The following is a 19,871-nucleotide window of genomic DNA, read 5'->3' on the forward strand; positions in this document are numbered from 1 at the left end:
CGGAAGAGGTGTCGGTCATGGTGCCGGAACCGGGATGAGCGCCCTCGCCCAAGCCCGCTCTCGGAGCGTCAGGCGTCGAGTGCGGCGATCAGGGCCTTGGTCACGTCCTCCGTCGTGGCCGTGCCGCCGACGTCGCGGGTGAGGACACCGGCGGCGGTCGTCGCCTCGATCTCCTTGTTCAGGCGGGCCGCCTGCTCGGGCAGGCCGAAGTGCTCCAGCATCAGGGCCGCGCTGCCGGCCGCGCCGATGGGGTCGGCCAGGCCCTGGCCCGCGATGTGCGGGGCGGAGCCGTGGCCCGGTTCGAACATGCTGGGGAAGCGGCGCTCGGGGTTGAGGTTGGCGCTGGCGGCCAGCGCCAGGCCCGTCCGACAACGGCCAGCGGTGAACATGCCACTCCGTCAAGCCGTCACCCCGTCACCCCGTCACCCCGTCACCCCGTCACCCCGTCACGCAGCCGCAGGATCGCGGCCCGTCGCCCCGTCACTTGAACCCCGCTCCATGCGGCAGACTCACCCCCATGGAGACTGCCGAGTTCATCCGCGCCCTCGACCAGGAGGGCCGTCTGCTCGCCGCGGCCGCCGAAGAGGCCGGTCCCGACGCCAAGGTGCCGACCTGCCCGGAGTGGCAGGTTCGGGATCTGCTGCGGCACACGGGTGCGGTGCATCGCTGGGCGGCGGGGTTCGTCGCCGACCGGGAGCCGTCGTCCCGGCCTCTCGGGGAGCTGCCCGACCTCGACGGTGCCGAACTCGTGGCCTGGTACAGGGACGCTCACGAGCGCCTCGTGGACACCCTCACCGACGCCGATCCGGACGTGCGGTGCTGGCACTTCCTGCCGGCGCCCTCACCGCTGGCGTTCTGGGCGCGCAGGCAGGCGCACGAGACCGCGGTGCATCGTTTCGACGCGGAGTGCGCGCGGGGCGGTACGCCGGACGAGATCGACCGTCACTTCGCGGTGGACGGCATCGACGAGTTGCTGTTCGGGTTCCACGCCCGCGCCAAGAGCAGGGCCCGCAGTGACGCGCCCCTCGGCCTGCGAGTCCGCGCGACGGATGTGGACGGCGCGGTGTGGACCGTACGACTGACTCAGGAGCCACCGGCCGCGGAACGTGGTGATGACGGGGACGTGGACTGCGAAGTGGCCGGGCCCGCCGCGCGCGTCTACCTGTCGATGTGGAACCGGCTGCCGTTCCCGAGCCTCACGGGAGACACCGCCGTCGCCGAACTCTGGCGAGACAAGTCCGGAGTCATCTGACCCCCGGCCCCCACCCTCCCCTCAGCCCGACCCCAACGTCCGTGTCAGCACCGCACGCTGCACCGGCAGCACCTCGCCGTGCAGCGTGCGCCCCTTCGCCGTGAGCGACACCCGTACGCCCCGCCGGTCCTCCGGGCACATCCCCCGCTCGACGAGTCCGTCCTTCTCCAGCCGGGCGATCAGCCGCGACAGCGCGCTCTGGCTCAGATGGACCCGTTCGGAGATCTCCTGGACGCGGTAGGAGCAGCCCTCGCCGGTCGCGCGCCGGGGGTCGGCGAGTACGTCCAGCACCTCGAAGTCGCTCGCGCACAGCCCGTGTCGGTGGAGCGCGCGGTCGAGTTCGCACTGGGTTCGCGCATGCAGCGCCAGGATGTCGTGCCACTGCTCCACGAGTGCCTGCTCGGGCTTCTTCGCCACCATGCGCGGCACCGTAGCAGAGATGCCAATTTATTGCATCGGAATTAAATGCGCTTGCATTCGATGCATGCGCATGTAGTGTCTTCGGACATGACCTCTCCGCTCAACACCTCCACGCCCGAAGGGCGCTGGACTCCCCGACTGTGGGGCACACTCCTGGTGCTCTGCGCCGCGATGTTCCTGGACGCGCTCGATGTGTCGATGGTCGGTGTCGCGCTGCCGTCCATCGGTGCCGACCTCGGTCTGTCCACCTCGACCCTGCAATGGATCGTCAGCGGCTACATCCTCGGGTACGGCGGCCTCCTCCTGCTCGGCGGTCGCGCCGCGGACCTGCTGGGCCGGCGCCAGGTCTTCCTCGTCGCTCTCGGAGTCTTCGCGGTCGCCTCGCTCCTCGGCGGCCTCGTGGACTCCGGACCGCTGCTGATCGCCAGCCGGTTCATCAAGGGCCTGAGTGCCGCGTTCACCGCTCCCGCCGGACTGTCCATCATCACCACGACCTTCGCCGAGGGCCCTCTTCGCAACCGCGCGTTGTCGATCTACACCACCTGCGGTGCCACCGGCTACTCGATGGGCCTGGTCTTCTCCGGCCTGCTCACGGAGGCCAGCTGGCGGTACACGATGCTGCTGCCCGCGCCCGTCGCCCTCATCGCCCTCCTCTTCGGCATCAAGCTGCTGCCGCGCACCGAGCGTGAGCAGAACACCGGCGGCTACGACATCCCGGGCGCCGTCCTCGGCACCGCCTCGATGCTGCTGCTGGTGTTCACCGTCGTCGAGGCGCCGGAAACCGGCTGGGGCTCCGCCCGTACGCTCCTGTCCTTCCTCGCCGTCATCGCCCTGCTCACCGCCTTCGTGGCCGTCGAGCGACGCAGCCCCAGCCCGCTGATCCGGCTCGGCGTCCTGCGCTCCGGGCCGCAAGTGCGGGCCCAGCTGGGCGCGTTGACCTTCCTCGGCAGCTACATCGGCTTCCAGTTCCTGGTCACCCTCTACATGCAGCAGCTGCTCGGCTGGTCGGCGCTGCACACCGCGCTGGCCTTCCTGCCGGCGGGCGCGCTGGTGGCGCTGTCCGCGACCAAGGTGGGCACGGTCATCGACCGGTTCGGCACCCCGCGGCTCATCGTGGCCGGCTTCGCGCTGATGGTCGTCGGCTATCTGCTGTTCCTGCGCATCGACCTCGACCCGGTCTACGCGGCGGTGATCCTGCCGACCATGCTGCTGGTCGGCGCCGCCTTCGCGCTGACCTTCCCGTCCCTCAACGTCCAGGCCACCAACGGCGTCGACGAACACGAGCAGGGCATGGTCTCGGGTCTGCTCAACACCTCGGTCCAGGTGGGCGGCGCGCTCTTCCTGGCCGTGGTCACCGCGGTGCTCACCGCGAACGCCCCCGCGCAGAACGCCTCCCCGCAAGACGTCCTCGACAGCTATCTGCCCGGCCTGACGGTCGTCACCGGCATCGCGGTCGCGGGCCTGCTGATCTCCCTGACCGGTTTGCGGGTCCGGCCCCGGCGGAAGTCGGTCGTGGTCGCCAGGTCCACATCCCAGGAGGAGGCGGAGCGCGTCACCGTACGCGACTGACCGGGGGCGCCTCCCCCACCGTGCGCCCGGCGGAGCCCGCTTGCTCCGCCGGGCGCACCGCTGTGACACTCGCTGTATGACCGGGTACGGGGGACGGCGGGATCAGGCCGCGCGGGACGCGGTGACCGTCGAGATCGGATACGCGCTGTTCAGTGCCGCGTTCGCGGCGGCGGTCGTCTTCGGGGCGCTCGCCGGACCGGCGCTGCTGTTCGACCTGCCGCCGACGGTGGAGAAGGTGCTGATCCGGGTCGGCCTCGGGATCGCGCCGGTGCTCTTCATGGCCCGGGTCATCAGCGTGCTGCTCCGCTTCCGGCACGAGGATGCAGCGCCTCAGCCCAGCCAGCCCGGCCGCACCAGCCCCGACTCGTAGGCCAGCACCACGAGTTGGGCCCGGTCCCGGGCCCCCAGCTTCACCATGGTGCGGCTGACGTGGGTCTTCGCGGTGAGCGGGCTGACCACCAGCCGCCGGGCGATCTCCTCGTTGGACAGGCCGATCCCGACGAGCGCCATCACCTCCCGCTCCCGCTCGGTGAGCCGCGCCAGCTCGTCGGCCGCGGCGGGTTCCTTGGAACGCGCCGCGAACTCGGCGATCAGCCGGCGTGTCACCCCTGGCGAGAGCAGCGCGTCGCCCTCGACCACCGCCCGCACCGCGCGCAGGAGTTCCTCCGGCTCGGTGTCCTTGACGAGGAACCCGGCGGCGCCCGACCGGATGGCCTCGAAGACGTACTCGTCGAGCTCGAAGGTGGTGAGCATGACCACCTTGACCTCGGTCAGCGCCTCCTCCTCGGTGATGCGACGGGTCGCGGCGAGCCCGTCGAGAACGGGCATGCGGATGTCCATCAGGACGACGTCCGGCCGCAGTTCACGCACCATCCGCAGCGCCTCGGCACCGTCGGCGGCCTCCCCCGACACCTCGATGTCCGGCTGCGCGTCGAGCAGCGCCTTGAAGCCGGCCCGTACCAGTGACTGGTCGTCGGCGAGCAGTACGCGGATCACCGTTCCTCCTTGACCTTGAGAGGCAGTACGGCGAGCACCCGGAACCCCCCGTCGGGCCGCGGCCCGGCCTCGATCGTGCCACCCAGCGCCGCGGCCCGCTCCCGCATTCCGGCCAGCCCGTTCCCGCTGCCGCCCGCGTCGGTACCGGTCGCCGGCCCGTCGTCGTCGATACGCAGCCGTAGCGTCGTACCGTCCCCGTCATCGAGGAGCACGCGCGCGTGCCGCGATACCGAGTGCCGTACGACATTGGTGAGCGCCTCCTGGACGATACGGAACGCGGCGAGATCCGTACCGGGTGCGAGCTGCGGGACCGTGCCCTCGACGGCCACCGTCAGTCCCGCGCCCGCCGCCTGCTCCACCAGCTCCGGCAGCCGGCCGAGCCCGGGCGCCGGGGCCCGCGGGGCGTCTCCGGGGGTGCGCAGGGTGTCGAGGACCTGGCGGACCTCGCCGAGCGCCTCCTTGCTGGCGGCCTTGATGGTGGTGAGCGCCGTGCGGGCCTGTTCGGGGTCGCTGTCGAGGAGTGCGAGGCCGACACCGGCCTGGACGTTGATGACGGAGATGCTGTGCGCGAGGACGTCGTGCAGCTCACGGGCGATCCGCAGCCGCTCCTCGTCGGCGCGCCGCCGCGCCGCCTGCGCCTGCTCGGCCCGTTCCCGCACCCACTGCTCGCGGCGGGTCCGGGCCAGCTCCGCGAGCGCCACGATCGCCACGCCCCAGGCGGCGACCACGCCCTCCGAACCCCAGGAGGCCGCGTCGTCCCCGGACGGCGGCAGCCACCGGTAGAGCCAGTGCGCCACCAGCACATGCCCGGTCCACAGCAGGCCGAGCGCCGTCCAGGCGGCCACGCGGTACCCCGCGACGATGGCGCTGAAGCAACCCAGGGCGAAGGTCACGAAGACCGGCCCGTACGGGTATCCGGCGCCCAGGTAGAGCATCGTGGCAGCCGCCGTGCCGAACACGACGAGCACCGGGTACCTGTGCCGCCACAGCAGCAGCCCGGCCGCCACGACGAGCAGCACGCGCGCGAAGGTGTCGAGCGGGGCCCGGTCGTCCATCTGTTGGTCGGCGGCGAACCGGGATCCGCCCAGCACGAAGACCGTGATCAGCAGGGTGGACGGCCAGGGCCACCGGGGAGCGCGCTCCTCGGTGGCCCAGTGGTTCCACCACGGCGGCCCGTGCCGCCACCACTGGGGCGGGCCGCCTCCCGATACGCGCTGCTCGTCCATGTCGGCCACGCTAGACGCCGGCCGCGGCGCGGGGCGTCAGCCGGGCGAGGTGAGCGCGCGTACTCCCCGCGAAGTAGGGCGGTGCGCTGCACATGGTGCCCTCACCGGCCCGGCGTACGGGTGTCGTCCGGCGGCTCGCGGCCGTCCTTGTGCGCGCTTCGGCCGGAACGCCTCGCGGCCATGCGGGAAGGCCTACACAGGCCTACACGGGCTCCGCTTCGGCTCCCCGCGGCGGATCCACCAGGCCCACGCCCCGGCCCAGTTGGCCCACCGCGTGCCGGAAGAACGTCTCGCGGTCCTCGACCACCCGATTGAACTGCCCGAACAGCTCGAAGCCGACCAGGCCGAAGAGCTGGGCCCAGGCGGTGACCAGGGCCAGTGCCGTCGCCGGCGGGAGATCGGGCGCGAGGTCGGCGGCGATCCGCTCGGCCTCGGATCGCAGTCCGGCGGGGAGCGGCAGTTCGACCGTGCCGGAGCCCTGGTGGGCGTCGCGCACGATGCCGAGGAGGAGCAGGCCGACGCGGGAGGCGGCCGGGACCGTGGTGTCGGGCGCGACATAGCCGGGGACCGGGGAGCCGTAGATCAGCGCGTACTCGTGGGGATGGGCGAGCGCCCAGGCCCGTACCGCCTCGCACACCGCGATCCAGCGCTCCGCGGGCCCGGTGCCGCCGGCCTTGGTGTGCGCCGCCTCCGCGCTCTCCCCGAGGGAGTTGTACGCGTCGATGATGAGGTCGGTGAGCAGGTCGTCACGGCTGGGGAAGTACCGGTACAGGGCGGAGGAGACCATGCCGAGCTCTCGCGCCACGGCCCGCAGGGAAAGCTTCGCGGCACCGTCCGCGGCGAGCTGTCTGCGCGCCGCGTCCTTGATGGCCGCGGTGATCTCGATGCGGGCGCGGGCGCGGGCTCCTTGTGCCGTGCTGCCGTCTGCGGGACTCATACGGGCCAGTGTCCCATGAAAACAGAGCAGTGCACACAAATGAGATCGGTGAACTGAAAAGAGAGCACCTGCTCTTGCCCTGGATCACCCATCCAGGGCAGACTGAAGACCCAGCGAGAGCACCGCTCACAAAACAGAGCGGGGTTCACCAAATCTTGGAGAGGTCCCATGTCCACACACGTGCAGAAGCCCGGCTGGTTCACCGTCAATGTCTTCAACCGCCTGGTCGCCTGGCTGACCCGCCGCGGCCTCAGCGTATGGGGGTCCAGGGTGCTGGCGGTCCGCGGCCGCAAGAGCGGTGAGTGGCGGACCACCCCGGTGAACCTCCTGACCGTCGACGGCCGGCAGTATCTGGTCGCGCCGCGCGGCCATGTCCAGTGGACGCACAACATGCGCGCGGCGGGCGGCGGCGAACTGCGCCTCGGCAAGAACGTGGACGTGTTCACCGCGACCGAGGTCGCCGACGACGACAAGGTCCCGCTGCTGCGCGCCTACCTCAAGCGCTGGAAGGCCGAGGTGGGCGTCTTCTTCAAGGGAGTCGGTCCGGACTCCCCCGACGCCGACCTGCGCCGCATCGCCCCGGACCACCCGGTCTTCCTGGTCACGATCAAGAACTGACCACACCCGCTCAAGAACCTCAGGAACCGGCCTCACCACCGGCGGGACGCCGGTCCAGCGCGGCCAGGGCGCGCTGGGCCATGGGACGGCCGCGGACCATCTCACCCAGCGACGTCGAACCGCGTGTGATGTCCGTGAACGCCTTCCAGGCGGGCCGGAACCCGGTCAGCGCCGCATGGAACAGCCCCGGCCGCCGCTCGAACGCCGTCAGCAGCCGCTTGCCGACGCTCATCTCCACGCCGAGCCCCGCCTTGATGGCGAACGCGTAGTTCAGGGCCTGTCGCCGGGCGTCCACGGCGTCATGGGCCTCGGCGATCCGCACCGCCCACTCCCCCGCGAGCCTCCCCGAACGCAGCGCGAACGAGATGCCCTCCCGGGTCCAGGGCTCCAGCAGCCCCGCCGCGTCCCCGCACACCAGCACCCGCCCCCGCGACAGCGGCGAGTCGTCGGCCCGGCAGCGGGTCAAGTGCCCGGAGGAGATGCTCGGTTCGAAACCGGCGAGTCCGAGCCGCGCGATGAAGTCCTCCAAGTACCGCTTGGTGGCCGCCCCTTCACCGCGCGCCGAGATCACCCCGACCGTCAGCGTGTCCCCCTTGGGGAAGACCCAGCCGTAACTGCCGGGCATCGGCCCCCAGTCGATGAGCACCCGTCCCTGCCAGTCCTCGGCGACGGTCTCCGGCACCGGGATCTCCGCTTCCAGGCCGAGATCCACCTGGTCGAGCTTCACCCCGACATGTGCTCCTATCCGGCTGGCGCTGCCGTCCGCGCCGACGACGGCCCGCGCGAGCAGCGTCTCGCCGCCCTGGAGCACCACCGCCACGCTCCGCCGGTCCGGCACCGCCGACCCGTGCTGCTCGACGCGCTGCACGGTGACGCCCGTACGCAGCTCGGCGCCCGCCTTCTGGGCGTGCTCGACCAGCTGCTGGTCGAACTCGGGCCGGTTGATCAGCCCGAACAGCATCTGCTTGGAGCGCCTGGTACGCGTGAACCGGCCGTTGTGCGAGAACGTCACCGCGTGCACCCGGTCCCGGAAGGGCAGCTCGAAGCCGGGTGGCAGGGAGTCCCGCGAGGGGCCGATGATGCCGCCGCCGCAGGTCTTGTAGCGGGGCAGTTCCGCCTTCTCCAGCAACAGCACACGCCGTCCCGCGACCGCCGCCGCGTACGCGGCCGAGGCGCCCGCAGGTCCTGCGCCCACCACGACGACGTCCCAGACCTGCCGCGCGTCGTCCGCCGAAGAGTTCTCGCTGGTCACGATGGTCTACTGCTCCGATCAAGCCGCTTGCCGCTGCTGCCTCCCGCATCCTACGGCCGCGATCGCCGCAGGCCACTGTGGGAGGATCTCCGTACCCACACGTACAACGTCGCACCTACAAGGAGCGTGCCCATGTCGTCGAATCCGGTCGCCGAGACCGTCGCCTCACTGATGCCCAGGGCGAAGGCGGAGCTCACCGAACTGGTGGCCTTCAAGTCGGTGGCGGACTTCGACCAGTTCCCCAGGAGCGAGAGCGAGGGCGCGGCCCGCTGGGTCGCCGACGCGCTCACCGCCGAGGGCTTCCAGGACGTGGCCCTGCTCGACACCCCGGACGGCACGCAGTCGGTGTACGGCTACCTGCCCGGCCCGGCGGGCGCGAAGACGGTCCTGCTCTACGCCCACTACGACGTGCAGCCCCCGCTCGACGAGGCCGGCTGGACGACCCCGCCCTTCGAGCTGACCGAACGCGACGGCCGCTGGTACGGGCGCGGTGCCGCCGACTGCAAGGGCGGCGTGATCATGCATCTGCTCGCCCTGCGCGCGCTGAAGGCGAACGGCGGCGTGCCGGTGCACGTGAAGGTGATCGCCGAGGGCTCGGAGGAGATGGGCACGGGCGGTCTGGAGCGGTACGCCGAGGAGCATCCGGAGCTCCTGGAGGCCGACTCCATCGTCATCGGCGACTCCGGCAACTTCCGCGTCGGTCTGCCGACGGTCACCACGACCCTGCGCGGCATGACCATGGTCCGCGTACAGGTCGACACCCTCCAGGGCAACCTGCACTCCGGCCAGTTCGGCGGCGCGGCCCCGGACGCGCTGGCCGCGCTGATCCGCGTACTGGACTCGCTGCGCGCGGAGGACGGCTCGACGACGGTGGACGGGCTCGCCCCCGGGGCCTCGTGGGAGGGCCTGCAGTACGACGAGGAGCAGTTCCGTACGGACGCCAAGGTCCTGGACGGCGTCGGGCTGATCGGCTCCGGCACGGTCGCCGACCGTATCTGGGCGCGCCCCGCCGTCACGGTCCTCGGCATCGACTGCCCGCCGGTCGTCGGCGCCACCCCGTCGGTCCAGGCGGGCGCCCGCGCCCTCATCAGCCTCCGCGTCCCGCCGGGTGTCGACGCCGCCGAGGCGACCAAGCTCCTCCAGGCCCATCTGGAGGCCCACACGCCGTGGGGCGCCCAGGTCCGCACCGAACAGGTCGGCCAGGGCCAGCCCTTCAGCGCGGACACCACCAGCCCGGCGTACACGGCGATGGCCGACGCGATGGCGGTCGCCTACCCGGGCCAGGAGATGCAGTACGCCGGTCAGGGCGGCTCCATCCCGCTCTGCAACACCCTCGCCTCCCTCTACCCGCAGGCGGAGATCCTCCTCATCGGCCTCAGCGAGCCGGAGGCCCAGATCCACGCGGTCGACGAGAGTGTGTCGCCGGAGGAGCTGGAGCGTCTGTCGGTGGCGGAGGCGCTGTTCCTGCGCAACTACGCCGGGGCCTGAACGGAGTCGGCGCGTGACGGACGGCCCCATGCCCTCCTCCACGCGCCGCACCGCCCACTCCGACATCGCGAGGTCGCTGTCGCTGCTCGGCGACCATGAAATCGCCGGCCTGCTGGCGGCAGGGACACCGCTCGGCACCGGCATCGGCGGGCGTGCGGCGCTGGTCGAGGTGGCCGGCAGACAGGTCTTCGTGAAGCGGGTGCCGCTCACCGACCTCGAACGACGGCCGGAGAACGTCCGGTCCACGGCGAACCTCTTCGACGCACCGCCGTACCTCCACTACGGCATCGGTGCCGTCCCCAGTCCGGGCTTCGGCGCCTGGCGGGAGCTCGCCGTGCACGAGTTGACCACCGACTGGGTGCTCACGGACGCGTTCGCGGGCTTCCCGCTGATGCACCACTGGCGGATCCTGCCCGACCCCGGGAACCTGCTCCCGCCCCAACTCGCGGACGTGGAAGGCGCGGTCGCCTACTGGGGCGGTGATCCGGGGCTGCGCCGGCACATCGAGGCCCTGCGGACGGCCACCGCGAGCATCGCGTTGTTCCTGGAGTACATCCCGTACACCGTCCACGACTGGCTGCGCGCCCAACTGGCCGCGGACCGCGCGGAGTACGCCTGCCGCCTGGTGGAACAGGGCCTGGAGGACGTCACCTCCTTCCTCCACGGGCACGAACTCCTGCACATGGACGCCCACTTCGGGAACATCCTCACCGACGGCCACCGGCTCTACCTCTCCGACCACGGCCTCTCCCTCACCCCGCGTTTCCGACTGGCCCCGCCCGAACGCGAGTTCTTCGACCGCCATCGCCCCTACGACCGGGCGTACACCTCCCTGTACCTGGTCCTGTGGCTCGTCACCGAGTTGTACGGGCATCGCGGCGATCAACGCTCCGCCTTCCTCCGTGCGTGTGCCGACGGCGTCCGGCCGGAAGGCATCCCGGAGGCCGCCGCCGGCGTCATCGCACGGCACGCCCGGACGGCGGCCGTGATGGACGGGTTCAGCAGGAGGTTCCAGGAGGAGAGCAGGCTCACGGCCCCGCCGTACGACTCCTGGGGTCAGGGCGCCGGAATGCCCGCCTCCAGATAGAGCGCCGCCCCGCGTTCCCGCGCCCGCAGCGCCCACCGCAGCCGCTCGTAGCGCACCGGCGGCAACAGATCGGCGGCCTCCGCCTCGGTGACGAAGCGCCAGGCGCGCAGCTCGGGCCCCGGCAACAGCACCTGCCGGGCCTCCGCGGAGTCGAGACGGCCGCCGTCGAAGAGCAGCCGCAGACCGCCGTATCCGGGAGGGCGGGGCTGTTCCCAGTCGACGACGAGCAGTCGCGGTACGCCGGTCAGCCGGATCCCCGTCTCCTCGGCGACCTCGCGCATGCCGGCCCGCGCGGGCGCCTCGCCGGGTTCGACGACACCGCCGGGGAACTCCCAGCCGGCCTTGTAGGTGGGGTCGACGAGCAGCACCCGGTCCTGTTCGTCGAAGAGGAGGACGCCCGCGGCGAGGGTCTCGGCGGTCGGCTCGGGCGTCTGCACGATGTCGCAGACGGGCACGGACCCGGAGCCGACCGCCTCGGCGATACGGACGGCCGTCTCGTACGGGGTGAGGGTGCTGGTGTCGACGAGGTGGGCATCGGCGGTCAGCCAGGAGGCGAGGGCGGCGCGGTACGGCTCGATGTGGTCGTACGACCACTGCCGTACCCGCATCTCGCCGTCCGGCAGGTCGGACGGGATCTCCCGCCCGGCTATTCGCTCCCGCAGGATCGTTTCGGCCGGGGCGAGGAGGATGTGCCGGACCTGGATCCGGCGGGCGGCGAGACCGCCGAAGATCTCGTCGCGGTACTCCTGGCGCAGCAGGGTCATGGGGACCACGAGGGTCCCACCGAGCTCGGCGAGCACGGCGGCCGCCGTGTCGATCACGAGCCGGCGCCAGATCGGCAGGTCCTGGAAGTCGTTGACCTCGGCGAGGTGCTTGGGCGGGAGCAGGTGCGTGAGCCCGCCGCCGATGACCTCGGGGTCGAAGAGCGTGCTGTTCGGGATCAGTTCGATCAGTTCTCGTGCGGTGGTGGACTTCCCCGCACCGAACGCACCGTTGATCCAGACGATCACGGTTCCCCCTCTTCTGTTGGCCCCCTGAGGCTTGCCCGCTTCACCCCGCCACGGAAACCAGCCCCAGCTGAGGACCCACATACGACGGCGCCGGCGCCCCCTGACACGAGGGGCACCGGCGCCGTGCTCCGAACGCCGTCAGCCGTTCTGCCCGAGGGCGTTCTCGTCGACGGCCAGGCTGTCGCCGGCAATCGTGTGGTCCAGGGTGCTGAGGGTCTTGTCGACGTCGAGGTCGGTGAGGTTGTCGCCGGCCGCATGCGACGGGGTGACCGCGGCGACGACGAAACCGGTGGCCAGGGAGGCGATGGCTGCCATGGTGCGCTTCTTCATGCCCGGTTCAACTGCCCAGCCCCGCTGAGGTCACGCGGTGTCCCGCAATCGTTCCGGGCCTCCCAGGACCGCCGTCCGCCACAGGAACGTTCCTGCCGGAAGCCGTCAGACCGTGGCCTCGTCCGGCCTCTTCGCCAGCGCCGCCGCGGCCGCGCCCACCAGGCCCGCGTCCGTGCCCATCTGGGCCGGCACCACCGCCAGGCGCTGCACGAAGGACAGGGTGGCGTAGTCGGTCAGGGCCTTGCGCAGGGGTGTGAACAAGACCTCGCCCGCCTTGCCGACGCCGCCGCCGATCACCGCGATGTCGATCTCGACGAGCGTCGCGGTGGCGGCGATCCCGGCGGCGAGGGCCTGGGCCGCCCGCTCGAAGGAGGCCACGGCGATCGGATCGCCGGCGCGGGCCGCGGCGGCCACCGCGGCGGCCGAGGTGTCGCCATCGGGGCCGGGCTGCCAGCCGTTCTCCAGCGCCCGCCGGGCGATGTTCGGGCCGCTCGCGATGCGCTCCACGCAGCCGCGCGAACCGCACGCGCACGCGTCGCCGTCGATGTCCACGCTGATGTGGCCGATGTGGCCCGCGTTGCCCGTCGGACCGGGGTGCAGACGGCCGCCCAGGACCAGGCCGCCGCCCACGCCCGTCGAGACCACCATGCACAGCGCGTTGTCGTGGCCGCGGGCCGCGCCCTGCCAGTGTTCGGCCGCGGTGATCGCCACACCGTCGCCGATCAGCTCGACGGGCAGCCCGCCGGTCGCCTCACGGACCCGGCGGACGAGTGGATAGTCGCGCCAGCCCGGCACGTTGACCGGGCTGACGGTGCCCGCGGAGGCGTCCACGGGGCCCGCGCTGCCGATACCGAGGGCCGAGGCGCGTCCCCACAGCGGCGAGGCGGTGAGCTCGCCGAGCACCTCCTCGACGGCCCCCATCACGGTCTCACCGCCCTCTTGGGCGGGCGTGGCGCACTGGGCTCGCACCAGGATCCGGCCGCGGTCGTCGACCAGCGCACCGGCGATCTTGGTGCCGCCGATGTCTAGCGCTGCCACGAGGTCGGTGTGCATCAGTGTCTGGTCTCCCGGTCAACCATGAGCAGATTGGGCCGATCCCGGGGTGGGGGCACGGAACCGGTGATTGCGGTGGACAGTCTCCCCCGCATCTGACAACGTTGTCCAGGCTCTATGCTCGACGCCACATCCTCATACAAAATCATGAACGCCGCACCTTTCTCGGACAACAGGACAGGACGCCGTATCGTGCCCGACACCACCCGCCGCGCTGACCGCCTCTCCGCCACGCGTTACGGCAACCGTCCGACGATGAAGGACGTGGCCGCGCGCGCCGGTGTGGGCCTCAAGACGGTCTCCCGCGTGGTGAACGGGGAGCCGGGTGTGACACCGGAGACCGAGCGCCGGGTCCAGGAGGCCATCGACGCGCTCGGCTTCCGCCGCAACGACAGCGCCCGGGTCCTGCGCAAGGGCAGCACCGCCAGTATCGGGCTGGTCCTGGAGGACCTCGCGGACCCGTTCTACGGCCCGCTGAGCCGCTCGGTCGAGGAAGTCGCCCGCGCCCACGGGGCCCTGCTGATCAACGGCTCCAGCGCGGAGGACCCGGACCGCGAGCAGGAGTTGGTGCTGGCCCTGTGCGCACGGCGTGTGGACGGCCTGGTGGTGATCCCGGCCGGTGACGACCACCGCTATCTGGAGCCCGAGTTGAAGGCGGGCGTGGCCACCGTGTTCGTGGACCGGCCGGCCGGGCAGATCGACGCCGACGTCGTCCTCTCCGACAACTTCGGCGGCGCCCGCGACGGTGTCGCCCACCTCATCGCTCACGGCCACCGCCGGATCGGCTTCATCGGCGACATGCCCCGCATCCACACCGCCGCCGAGCGACTGCGCGGCTACCGGGCGGCCATGGAGGACGCGGGCATTCCGGTCGAGGACTCCTGGATGTCCCTCGGGGTCACCGACCCCGAGCGGGTGCGCCGGGCGGCCGAGGCCATGCTGACCGGTCCGGCGCCGGTCACCGCGGTCTTCGCGGGCAACAACCGCGTGACGGTCACCGTGATCCGGGTCCTCGCCGAACAGACCCGCCAGGTCGCCCTGGTCGGCTTCGACGACATCGAGCTCGCCGATCTGCTCCAGCCGGGCGTCACGGTCGTCGCCCAGGACGCGGCGGCCCTCGGCCGTACCGCGGCGGAACGTCTCTTCCGCCAGCTCGACGGCACGTTGATCACCCCGGAGCGCATCGAGCTGCCGACCCGGTTGATCACCCGGGGTTCGGGCGAGCTGCCGCCGGCGGACTGAGCGTGAGCGACCGCACGCTCACGGCCCTGGGGCTGGCCGAGGCGCCGCGCGACCATCCGCTGCTCTACCCGGGCGTGTGGCCGGCGGAGTCCGGACTCCTCGACGGCGACCGCCTGTTGCCCCTCGACCGACTGGTCCACGAGGACCGTGTCCCCGTCCTCGCGGTCGGCTCCAACGCCAGCCCCGCCCAACTGCGCCACAAGATGGCCGAGTCGGGGATCGCGTCCCCGATCCCGATCGTGCGGACCCGGGTCACGGGCATCGACATCGGCGTCTCCGCACATGTCAGCCGCCTGGGATACGTCTCCGCCTCACCGTTCGAAGCGCCGGACACCGTACGGGAGTTGTTCCTCACCTGGCTCGACGCCGAGCAGCTGGCGGTGATCGACGCGAGCGAAGGCGTGCCACTGCCGGACGGCAACTACCGGCGCGCCTGGCTGCCCGCCCCCGAGGTCCGGATCGAGCTCACGGACGGCACCCGACTCCCGGGCGCTCATGTGTACGTCAACCGCCACGGCGTCCTGCACGACGGCACCGGCGCCCCGCGCACCCACCCCGGCCAGCGGGCGCTGCTCACCGAACTCCTCGTGGGTTCCGCCCGGTTGAGGGAGCTGTTCGGCGTCACGCCCGAGGAGTTCTGTGCGCGGGCACGGGCCGACCACCGGTTGTGCGAACAGGGCACGCGGCTGTTCAAGGAGGAGAAACTGGTGACGGCCTCCGGTCTGGAGCGCCATGTGCGGGGTCAGCAGACCGGCAGTCCGGGCACCGGCTCGTCGTTGTCGCCGCCCTTGACGTAGACGACGCTGACGAAGACGTTCGTGTTGCCGCTGTCGTCGTCCGTCTTCGCCCACCAGACGTTGGTCCACTCGCCGGACGTCTCGCGGCGGCCCAGGTTCTGCTGGCAGTAGAAGTAGTTGGTGCCCGCCTTGAGGATGCCGACCTTGGTGCCGTCGGCGGTGTAGGAGTCGGCGGTCTTCCAGACCACGCAGTCGTACGTGCCGCGGCCGGTGGCGGAACAGGACGGGGCCGGGGTCGTCCCGTCACCGCTCGGTGTGGCGCCGGTGCCGCCGCCCCCTGAGGTCTTCGTCGGGGCGGGCGCTGCGGTGGCCCGGCCGCTCGCCGTGCTCTCGGGCGTGCGGTCCGGCGACGCGGACGCCGACGGGGTCTTCTCGTCCCCCCGCTCGGTGGGCGCGGAGTCGTCCGTGGGGGCCACGTCGCCCCGGCCGCCCACCGTGGACGTGGCCCCGGACCGGGTGGCGGACGGGGTCGGTCCGCCCGCCTCCGCGTCTCCGGTGCCGTTCAGCAGGGCGACGGTGACACCGGCCGAGGCCAGGACGACGGTGACGGCAGCGGCGGCGAGGAGTGCGCGGCCTCTTCGGCGGGGAAGGCGGGCGGTGTCCACGGAGGCGGTGGCGGCCGGGTCCTTCGGGGCGGGGTCGGCGGCCCCGAAACCGGCCGGGGGCGGTCCCCCGTGGACCGGGGCGCCGAAACCCTGTGCGGCGGGGGCGACTTGACCCGGGGTGCCCTGAGCAGGGGGTCCGAAGCCCTGGCCGGTCGCCTGCCCCTGAGGGGGCATTCCGAACCCCTGAGCCGTCGCCGAGCCCGGAGCGGGGTTTCCCGCCCCCTGAGCCGTCGCCGAGCCCCGCTCCGGGCCGCCGACGCCATCCGGCCCGGGCGCCTGCCCCGCCGGCCCGAACCCCGGCGGCACCGACGGCACCACGCGCTCGGTCTCCACGGGCGCCGTCCCCGCCGTACCCCGCAAGGTCGTCGTCTGTGAGTCCGTACCGCGCGCGTCCGCGACCGTCTGCAGGAGTTCCCGCGCCTCCTCCGCCTCCGGACGTCCCTCGGGCCGCTTGTCCATCAGCCGCTGGAGGACGGGCCCCAGTGGCCCCGCGTTGGCGGACTCCGGAAGCGGCTCGGTGACGATGGCGGTCAGGGTGGAGAAGGTGGACGTGCGGCGGAAGGGCGAGGTGCCCTCGACCGCGGCGTACAGCGTGGCGCCCAGGGCCCAGACGTCGGAGGCCGGGCCGGGGTCGGCGCCCTGGGCGCGCTCGGGGGCCAGGTAGTCGAGGGAGCCGACGAGTTCGCCGCTGCGGGTGAGGTGGGTGGCGGAGCCGTCGCCCGGGTCCTCCATCGTGGCGATGCCGAAGTCGGTGAGGACGACCCGGCCCGAGCGGTCGAGGAGGATGTTGCCGGGCTTCACGTCCCGGTGCAGGACGCCGGCGCGGTGGGCGGCTGCGAGGGCGTCCATGACCTTGGCGCCGATACCGGCCGCCTCGCGCGGGTCGAGGGTGCCGCGCTCGCGCAGGACGTCGTCGAGGGAGGGGCCGTCCACCAGCTCCATGACGATCAGGGGGCGGCCGTCGACCTCGGTCACGTCGTGCACGGCGACCACGCCGGGATGGCGGACCCGGGCCGCCGCACGGGCCTCGCGCTGCATCCGCAGCCGCAGGCCGGCGAGTTCGGGGCCGTCGGCGTCGTTGTAGGTGCGCAGCTCCTTGACGGCGACCTCACGCCCGAGGACGTCGTCGACGGCCCGCCACACCACGCCCATGCCGCCGCGGCCGAGCTGCCCCACGACGCGATAGCGCCCGGCCAGCACCCGGCCGGTCTCGCCCGTCCGTCCGTTCTCCCCCGAAGACACCGCAGCCCCGTTCCTGTCACCCGTCCATGTGTGCGGAACAGAGTAATCCGTCCCGCGGGGACCTCAGGGTGCCGCCCGTCACTCGTAGACGGTCGCAGCGCTCAGCGCACGGGCCAGGAAGGTCCAGTCGCCGCCGGCAGGGAGCTCCTTGCCGAAGTTCCGGTACCAACCCGGCGCGGAGTCGATCCATGCCGAGAGCGCCTCCAGGAAGGTGTCGAGCGTGCGGTTCTCCCACTCGTCACCCCGCTGGAGGTACTCCTCGTGCAGTGCGCGGACGAAGGCGGCCAGGTCCTCGCGGGTCGGTATCTCGTCGTGCGCTCCAAGGGTCATGGCCGCAATCTAGCGAGTCCCTACTTCCCCGAGATCGTCAGGTCGCCCCGCCTCGGCGTCGCGAAGCCCTCCAGGTCCGCCCTGGTCAGGCCGGTGGCCCGGGCGACCTCGGCGCTGTCGAGGGCGCCGCAGTCCAGGCCGCGCAGGAGGTAGCCGCTGAGGGCCTTGGCGGTGGCGGGCTCGTCCATGACGTCGCCGCCGGTGTGGCCGGCGTAGCGGGCGAGGCGGGCGGCGGCCTGTTCGAAGCCTTCGCGGTAGAAGGCGAAGACGGCGGCGTAGCGGGTGGGGATGTGGCCGGGGTGCATGTCCCAGCCCTGGTAGTAGGCGCGGGACAGGGCGCGACGGGTGAGGCCGTAGTGCAGGCGCCAGGCGTCGTGGACCTTGGCCGTCGGGCCGACCGGCAGGACGTTCGTCGAACCGTCCGACACCCGGACCCCCGTGCCCGCGGCCGCGACCTGCATGATCGCCTTGGCGTGGTCGGCGGCCGGGTGGTCGCTGGCCTGGTAGGCGGCAGAGACGCCGAGGCAGGCGCTGTAGTCGAAGGTGCCGTAGTGCAGTCCGGTGGCACGGCCCTCGGCGGCCTGGATCATCCGGGCCACGGTCGCGGTGCCGTCGGTGGCGAGGATGGACTGGCTGGTCTCGATCTGGATCTCGAAGCCGATCCGGCCGGGCTCCAGGCCGCGCGCCTTCTCGAACTCCTCCAGCAGCCGCACCATGGCGGTGACCTGCTCGGCGTACGTCACCTTGGGCAGCGTCAGGACGAGTCCCTCGGGCAGGCCGCCGGTCTCCATCAGGCCGGTGAGGAAGATGTCGAGGGTGCGGATGCCGCGGTCGCGTACCGCCGTCTCCATGCACTTCATGCGGATGCCCATGTACGGGGCCGCCGTGCCGTTCTCGTACGCCTCGGCGATCAGACGGGCGGCACGGGCCGCGTCCTGGTCCTCCTCCTTGCCCTGGTAGCCGTCCTCGAAGTCCACGCGCAGGTCCTCGACGGGCTCCCGCTCGAGCTTGGCCCGGACGCGGGAGTACACCGGCTCGGCGAGGTCGTCGGACAGACCGAGGACCGCGGCGAAGGACGCGGCGTCCGGGGCGTGTTCGTCGAGGGCGGCGAGGGCCTGGTCGCCCCAGGAGCGGAGGGTGTCGGCGGCGAAGGCGTCGCCGGGTACGTAGACGGTGTGGACGGGCTGGCGGGTGCCGGGGTCACCGGGGTAGCGGCGCTCCAGCTCGGCGTCGACCGGGGCGAGGGAGGCGCTGATCTCCTCGCTGACGGCGCCCGCGAGGCTCGTCGTCACCTGCTCCTGCTGGCCCTGACCCATGCCACATCCTCCCATTTTCCGCTCTACGGAATCAACAATCCGTAGAATGAAGTTATCCGCGACCTTCCCCCTGGTCAACACCCGTCCACTGCCTGAGCACGGAGTTCACCCGGGATACAGGTACGCACCCTTTCGCACGCCGGTTCGACCCCTCATCCTGTCCCGTCGGGAGGGGATTTGATGCCGCACACCATGAGGATGACCCGTCGCGCGGGGCTGAGAACCGCCGTGGCCGCAGGCCTCGCCCTGCCCCTGCTGGCCACGATGCCGACCTCGGCCGCCGGTCCGGGCAACCTCCGGCTCTCCGTCATGACGTTCAATCTGCGCTTCGCGAGCGACTCCCAGCCCAACAGCTGGCCCACCCGCCGTCCGGTGATGCGCAGGCTCCTGCGCCGCGAGGCCCCCACGATCCTGGGCACCCAGGAGGGCCTCTACCAGCAGCTCCGCGACATCCACAGCGACCTCGGACCGCTCTACGCCTGGATCGGCACCGGCCGCGAGGGCGGCAGCCGCGACGAGTCCATGGCGATCTTCTACGACACCCGGCGCCTCGCCCCCGTCGAGCACGACACCTACTGGCTCTCCGACACCCCCAGGGTCATCGGCTCGAACAGCTGGGGCGGGATGTTCCCGAGGATCGTCACCTGGGTCCGCTTCCGCGACCTGAACGCCGGCGGGCGGGAGGTGCACGTCCTCAACACCCACCTCGACCATGCCAGTCAGTACGCCCGCGAGCGCGGAGCGCAGTTCATAGCGCGGAAGGTCGCGGACCTCGGCCGCTCCGCGCCGGTCGTGGTGACCGGCGACTTCAACGCCGCGGCCCACCGCAACCGCGCCTACGACACACTGCTCGCCGCAGGCCTCGAGGACACCTGGGACACCGCGGCCGAGCGCAGCGCGCTGTACGCCACCTTCCACGGCTACCGGCCGCTCACGCCGGGCGGCGACCGCATCGACTGGATACTCGCCTCCTCCGGCACCGCCGTCCACCGCGCCGGGATCAACACCTTCGCGGTCGAGGGGCAGTTCCCCAGCGACCATCTGCCCGTACAGGCCTCGCTGACCCTGCCGTGAGCAAAGGCCCCCGCGGCCGCTCGGAAA

General features: G+C 72.1%; 21 protein-coding genes. 9 read left to right on the forward strand and 12 right to left on the reverse strand.

Annotated features, from left to right (window positions below; genetic code table 11):
• Nucleotides 1-68: 68 nt before the first annotated feature.
• Nucleotides 69-389, reverse strand: coding sequence for an isocitrate/isopropylmalate family dehydrogenase (locus tag PH203_RS28255; RefSeq protein WP_289923353.1), 321 nt, complete (start codon nucleotides 387-389; stop codon nucleotides 69-71).
• Between the two features lie 128 nt (nucleotides 390-517).
• Between PH203_RS28255 and PH203_RS28260 the strand changes: the two genes are divergently transcribed.
• Nucleotides 518-1,252: a maleylpyruvate isomerase family mycothiol-dependent enzyme gene (locus PH203_RS28260; RefSeq protein WP_289923355.1), complete on the forward strand. Its 735-nt coding sequence runs from the start codon at nucleotides 518-520 to the stop codon at nucleotides 1,250-1,252.
• A gap of 21 nt (nucleotides 1,253-1,273) precedes the next feature.
• On the opposite strand, the gene PH203_RS28265 is transcribed toward PH203_RS28260, so the two are convergent.
• A complete protein-coding gene (locus PH203_RS28265; RefSeq protein ID WP_289923356.1) occupies nucleotides 1,274-1,672 on the reverse strand; it encodes a MarR family transcriptional regulator in 399 nt (132 codons plus the stop codon).
• An 87-nt stretch (nucleotides 1,673-1,759) separates the two neighbouring features.
• On the opposite strand from PH203_RS28265, the gene PH203_RS28270 reads away from it, so the two are divergent.
• Together PH203_RS28270 and PH203_RS28275 are read left to right on the forward strand one after the other, a co-directional pair.
• Entirely contained in the window at nucleotides 1,760-3,241 is a 1,482-nt protein-coding gene (locus PH203_RS28270; protein ID WP_289923357.1) for an MFS transporter, read from the forward strand.
• Between the two features lie 76 nt (nucleotides 3,242-3,317).
• Nucleotides 3,318-3,611 (forward strand): DUF6332 family protein, encoded by a 294-nt coding sequence (locus PH203_RS28275; protein WP_289923358.1) that lies wholly within the window; start codon nucleotides 3,318-3,320, stop codon nucleotides 3,609-3,611.
• Here the strand turns inward: PH203_RS28275 and PH203_RS28280 are convergent.
• From PH203_RS28280 to PH203_RS28290, 3 genes are all read right to left on the reverse strand, one after another.
• A complete protein-coding gene (locus tag PH203_RS28280; protein ID WP_289923360.1) occupies nucleotides 3,572-4,237 on the reverse strand; it encodes a response regulator transcription factor in 666 nt (221 codons plus the stop codon). The two genes, PH203_RS28275 and PH203_RS28280, sit on opposite strands and share 40 nt — an antisense overlap.
• On the reverse strand, nucleotides 4,234-5,463 hold the full coding sequence (locus PH203_RS28285) for a sensor histidine kinase (RefSeq protein ID WP_289923361.1): 1,230 nt from the start codon (nucleotides 5,461-5,463) through the stop codon (nucleotides 4,234-4,236). The genes PH203_RS28280 and PH203_RS28285 overlap by 4 nt, the downstream gene beginning before the upstream one ends.
• Nucleotides 5,464-5,665: 202 nt before the next feature.
• Nucleotides 5,666-6,400 carry a TetR/AcrR family transcriptional regulator gene (locus PH203_RS28290; RefSeq protein WP_289923362.1) on the reverse strand — a complete coding sequence of 245 codons (735 nt, stop codon included), beginning with the start codon at nucleotides 6,398-6,400 and terminating at the stop codon, nucleotides 5,666-5,668.
• A 168-nt stretch (nucleotides 6,401-6,568) separates the two neighbouring features.
• Here PH203_RS28290 and PH203_RS28295 point away from each other — a divergent pair, with 168 nt between their 5' ends.
• The gene (locus PH203_RS28295) at nucleotides 6,569-7,018 is read left to right on the forward strand and encodes a nitroreductase family deazaflavin-dependent oxidoreductase (protein ID WP_289923364.1); all 450 of its coding nucleotides are present in this window, start codon (nucleotides 6,569-6,571) and stop codon (nucleotides 7,016-7,018) included.
• A 19-nt stretch (nucleotides 7,019-7,037) separates the two neighbouring features.
• Here PH203_RS28295 and PH203_RS28300 read toward each other — a convergent pair whose 3' ends face one another.
• Nucleotides 7,038-8,270: a geranylgeranyl reductase family protein gene (locus PH203_RS28300; RefSeq protein ID WP_289923365.1), complete on the reverse strand. Its 1,233-nt coding sequence runs from the start codon at nucleotides 8,268-8,270 to the stop codon at nucleotides 7,038-7,040.
• 132 nt (nucleotides 8,271-8,402) lie between these two features.
• Here PH203_RS28300 and PH203_RS28305 point away from each other — a divergent pair, with 132 nt between their 5' ends.
• Nucleotides 8,403-9,758, forward strand: a complete 1,356-nt coding sequence (locus PH203_RS28305; RefSeq protein WP_289923366.1) for a dipeptidase — start codon at nucleotides 8,403-8,405, stop codon at nucleotides 9,756-9,758.
• A gap of 13 nt (nucleotides 9,759-9,771) precedes the next feature.
• Nucleotides 9,772-10,845 (forward strand): protein kinase family protein, encoded by a 1,074-nt coding sequence (locus PH203_RS28310; protein ID WP_354671268.1) that lies wholly within the window; start codon nucleotides 9,772-9,774, stop codon nucleotides 10,843-10,845.
• Here the strand turns inward: PH203_RS28310 and PH203_RS28315 are convergent.
• The 3 genes from PH203_RS28315 to PH203_RS28325 all read right to left on the reverse strand — a co-directional run bounded on the left by PH203_RS28315 (nucleotide 10,815) and on the right by PH203_RS28325 (nucleotide 13,238).
• The gene (locus tag PH203_RS28315; protein WP_289923367.1) at nucleotides 10,815-11,855 is read right to left on the reverse strand and encodes an NUDIX domain-containing protein; all 1,041 of its coding nucleotides are present in this window, start codon (nucleotides 11,853-11,855) and stop codon (nucleotides 10,815-10,817) included. The two genes, PH203_RS28310 and PH203_RS28315, sit on opposite strands and share 31 nt — an antisense overlap.
• Nucleotides 11,856-11,993: 138 nt before the next feature.
• Nucleotides 11,994-12,185: a hypothetical protein gene (locus tag PH203_RS28320; protein WP_289923368.1), complete on the reverse strand. Its 192-nt coding sequence runs from the start codon at nucleotides 12,183-12,185 to the stop codon at nucleotides 11,994-11,996.
• Nucleotides 12,186-12,290: 105 nt separating this feature from the next.
• On the reverse strand, nucleotides 12,291-13,238 hold the full coding sequence (locus PH203_RS28325) for an ROK family protein (protein WP_289923369.1): 948 nt from the start codon (nucleotides 13,236-13,238) through the stop codon (nucleotides 12,291-12,293).
• Between the two features lie 147 nt (nucleotides 13,239-13,385).
• Here PH203_RS28325 and PH203_RS28330 point away from each other — a divergent pair, with 147 nt between their 5' ends.
• The gene (locus PH203_RS28330; protein WP_289923370.1) at nucleotides 13,386-14,480 is read left to right on the forward strand and encodes a LacI family DNA-binding transcriptional regulator; all 1,095 of its coding nucleotides are present in this window, start codon (nucleotides 13,386-13,388) and stop codon (nucleotides 14,478-14,480) included.
• Between the two features lie 2 nt (nucleotides 14,481-14,482).
• Nucleotides 14,483-15,277, forward strand: a complete 795-nt coding sequence (locus tag PH203_RS28335) for a hypothetical protein (RefSeq protein WP_289923371.1) — start codon at nucleotides 14,483-14,485, stop codon at nucleotides 15,275-15,277.
• Here PH203_RS28335 and PH203_RS28340 read toward each other — a convergent pair.
• The 3 genes from PH203_RS28340 to PH203_RS28350 all read right to left on the reverse strand — a co-directional run bounded on the left by PH203_RS28340 (nucleotide 15,223) and on the right by PH203_RS28350 (nucleotide 18,770).
• Nucleotides 15,223-17,124, reverse strand: a complete 1,902-nt coding sequence (locus PH203_RS28340) for a serine/threonine-protein kinase (protein ID WP_289923373.1) — start codon at nucleotides 17,122-17,124, stop codon at nucleotides 15,223-15,225. The genes PH203_RS28335 and PH203_RS28340 overlap by 55 nt on opposite strands.
• Before the next feature lie 78 nt (nucleotides 17,125-17,202).
• Nucleotides 17,203-17,454: a hypothetical protein gene (locus PH203_RS28345; RefSeq protein ID WP_289923374.1), complete on the reverse strand. Its 252-nt coding sequence runs from the start codon at nucleotides 17,452-17,454 to the stop codon at nucleotides 17,203-17,205.
• 20 nt (nucleotides 17,455-17,474) lie between these two features.
• Nucleotides 17,475-18,770, reverse strand: a complete 1,296-nt coding sequence (locus PH203_RS28350) for an aldolase/citrate lyase family protein (protein WP_289923376.1) — start codon at nucleotides 18,768-18,770, stop codon at nucleotides 17,475-17,477.
• A gap of 180 nt (nucleotides 18,771-18,950) precedes the next feature.
• On the opposite strand from PH203_RS28350, the gene PH203_RS28355 reads away from it, so the two are divergent.
• Nucleotides 18,951-19,844 (forward strand): endonuclease/exonuclease/phosphatase family protein, encoded by an 894-nt coding sequence (locus tag PH203_RS28355; protein ID WP_289923377.1) that lies wholly within the window; start codon nucleotides 18,951-18,953, stop codon nucleotides 19,842-19,844.
• Nucleotides 19,845-19,871: the final 27 nt, after the last annotated feature.

The sequence above is a fragment of the Streptomyces sp. S.PB5 genome (genome assembly GCF_030403745.1).
Lineage (GTDB): Bacteria > Actinomycetota > Actinomycetes > Streptomycetales > Streptomycetaceae > Streptomyces.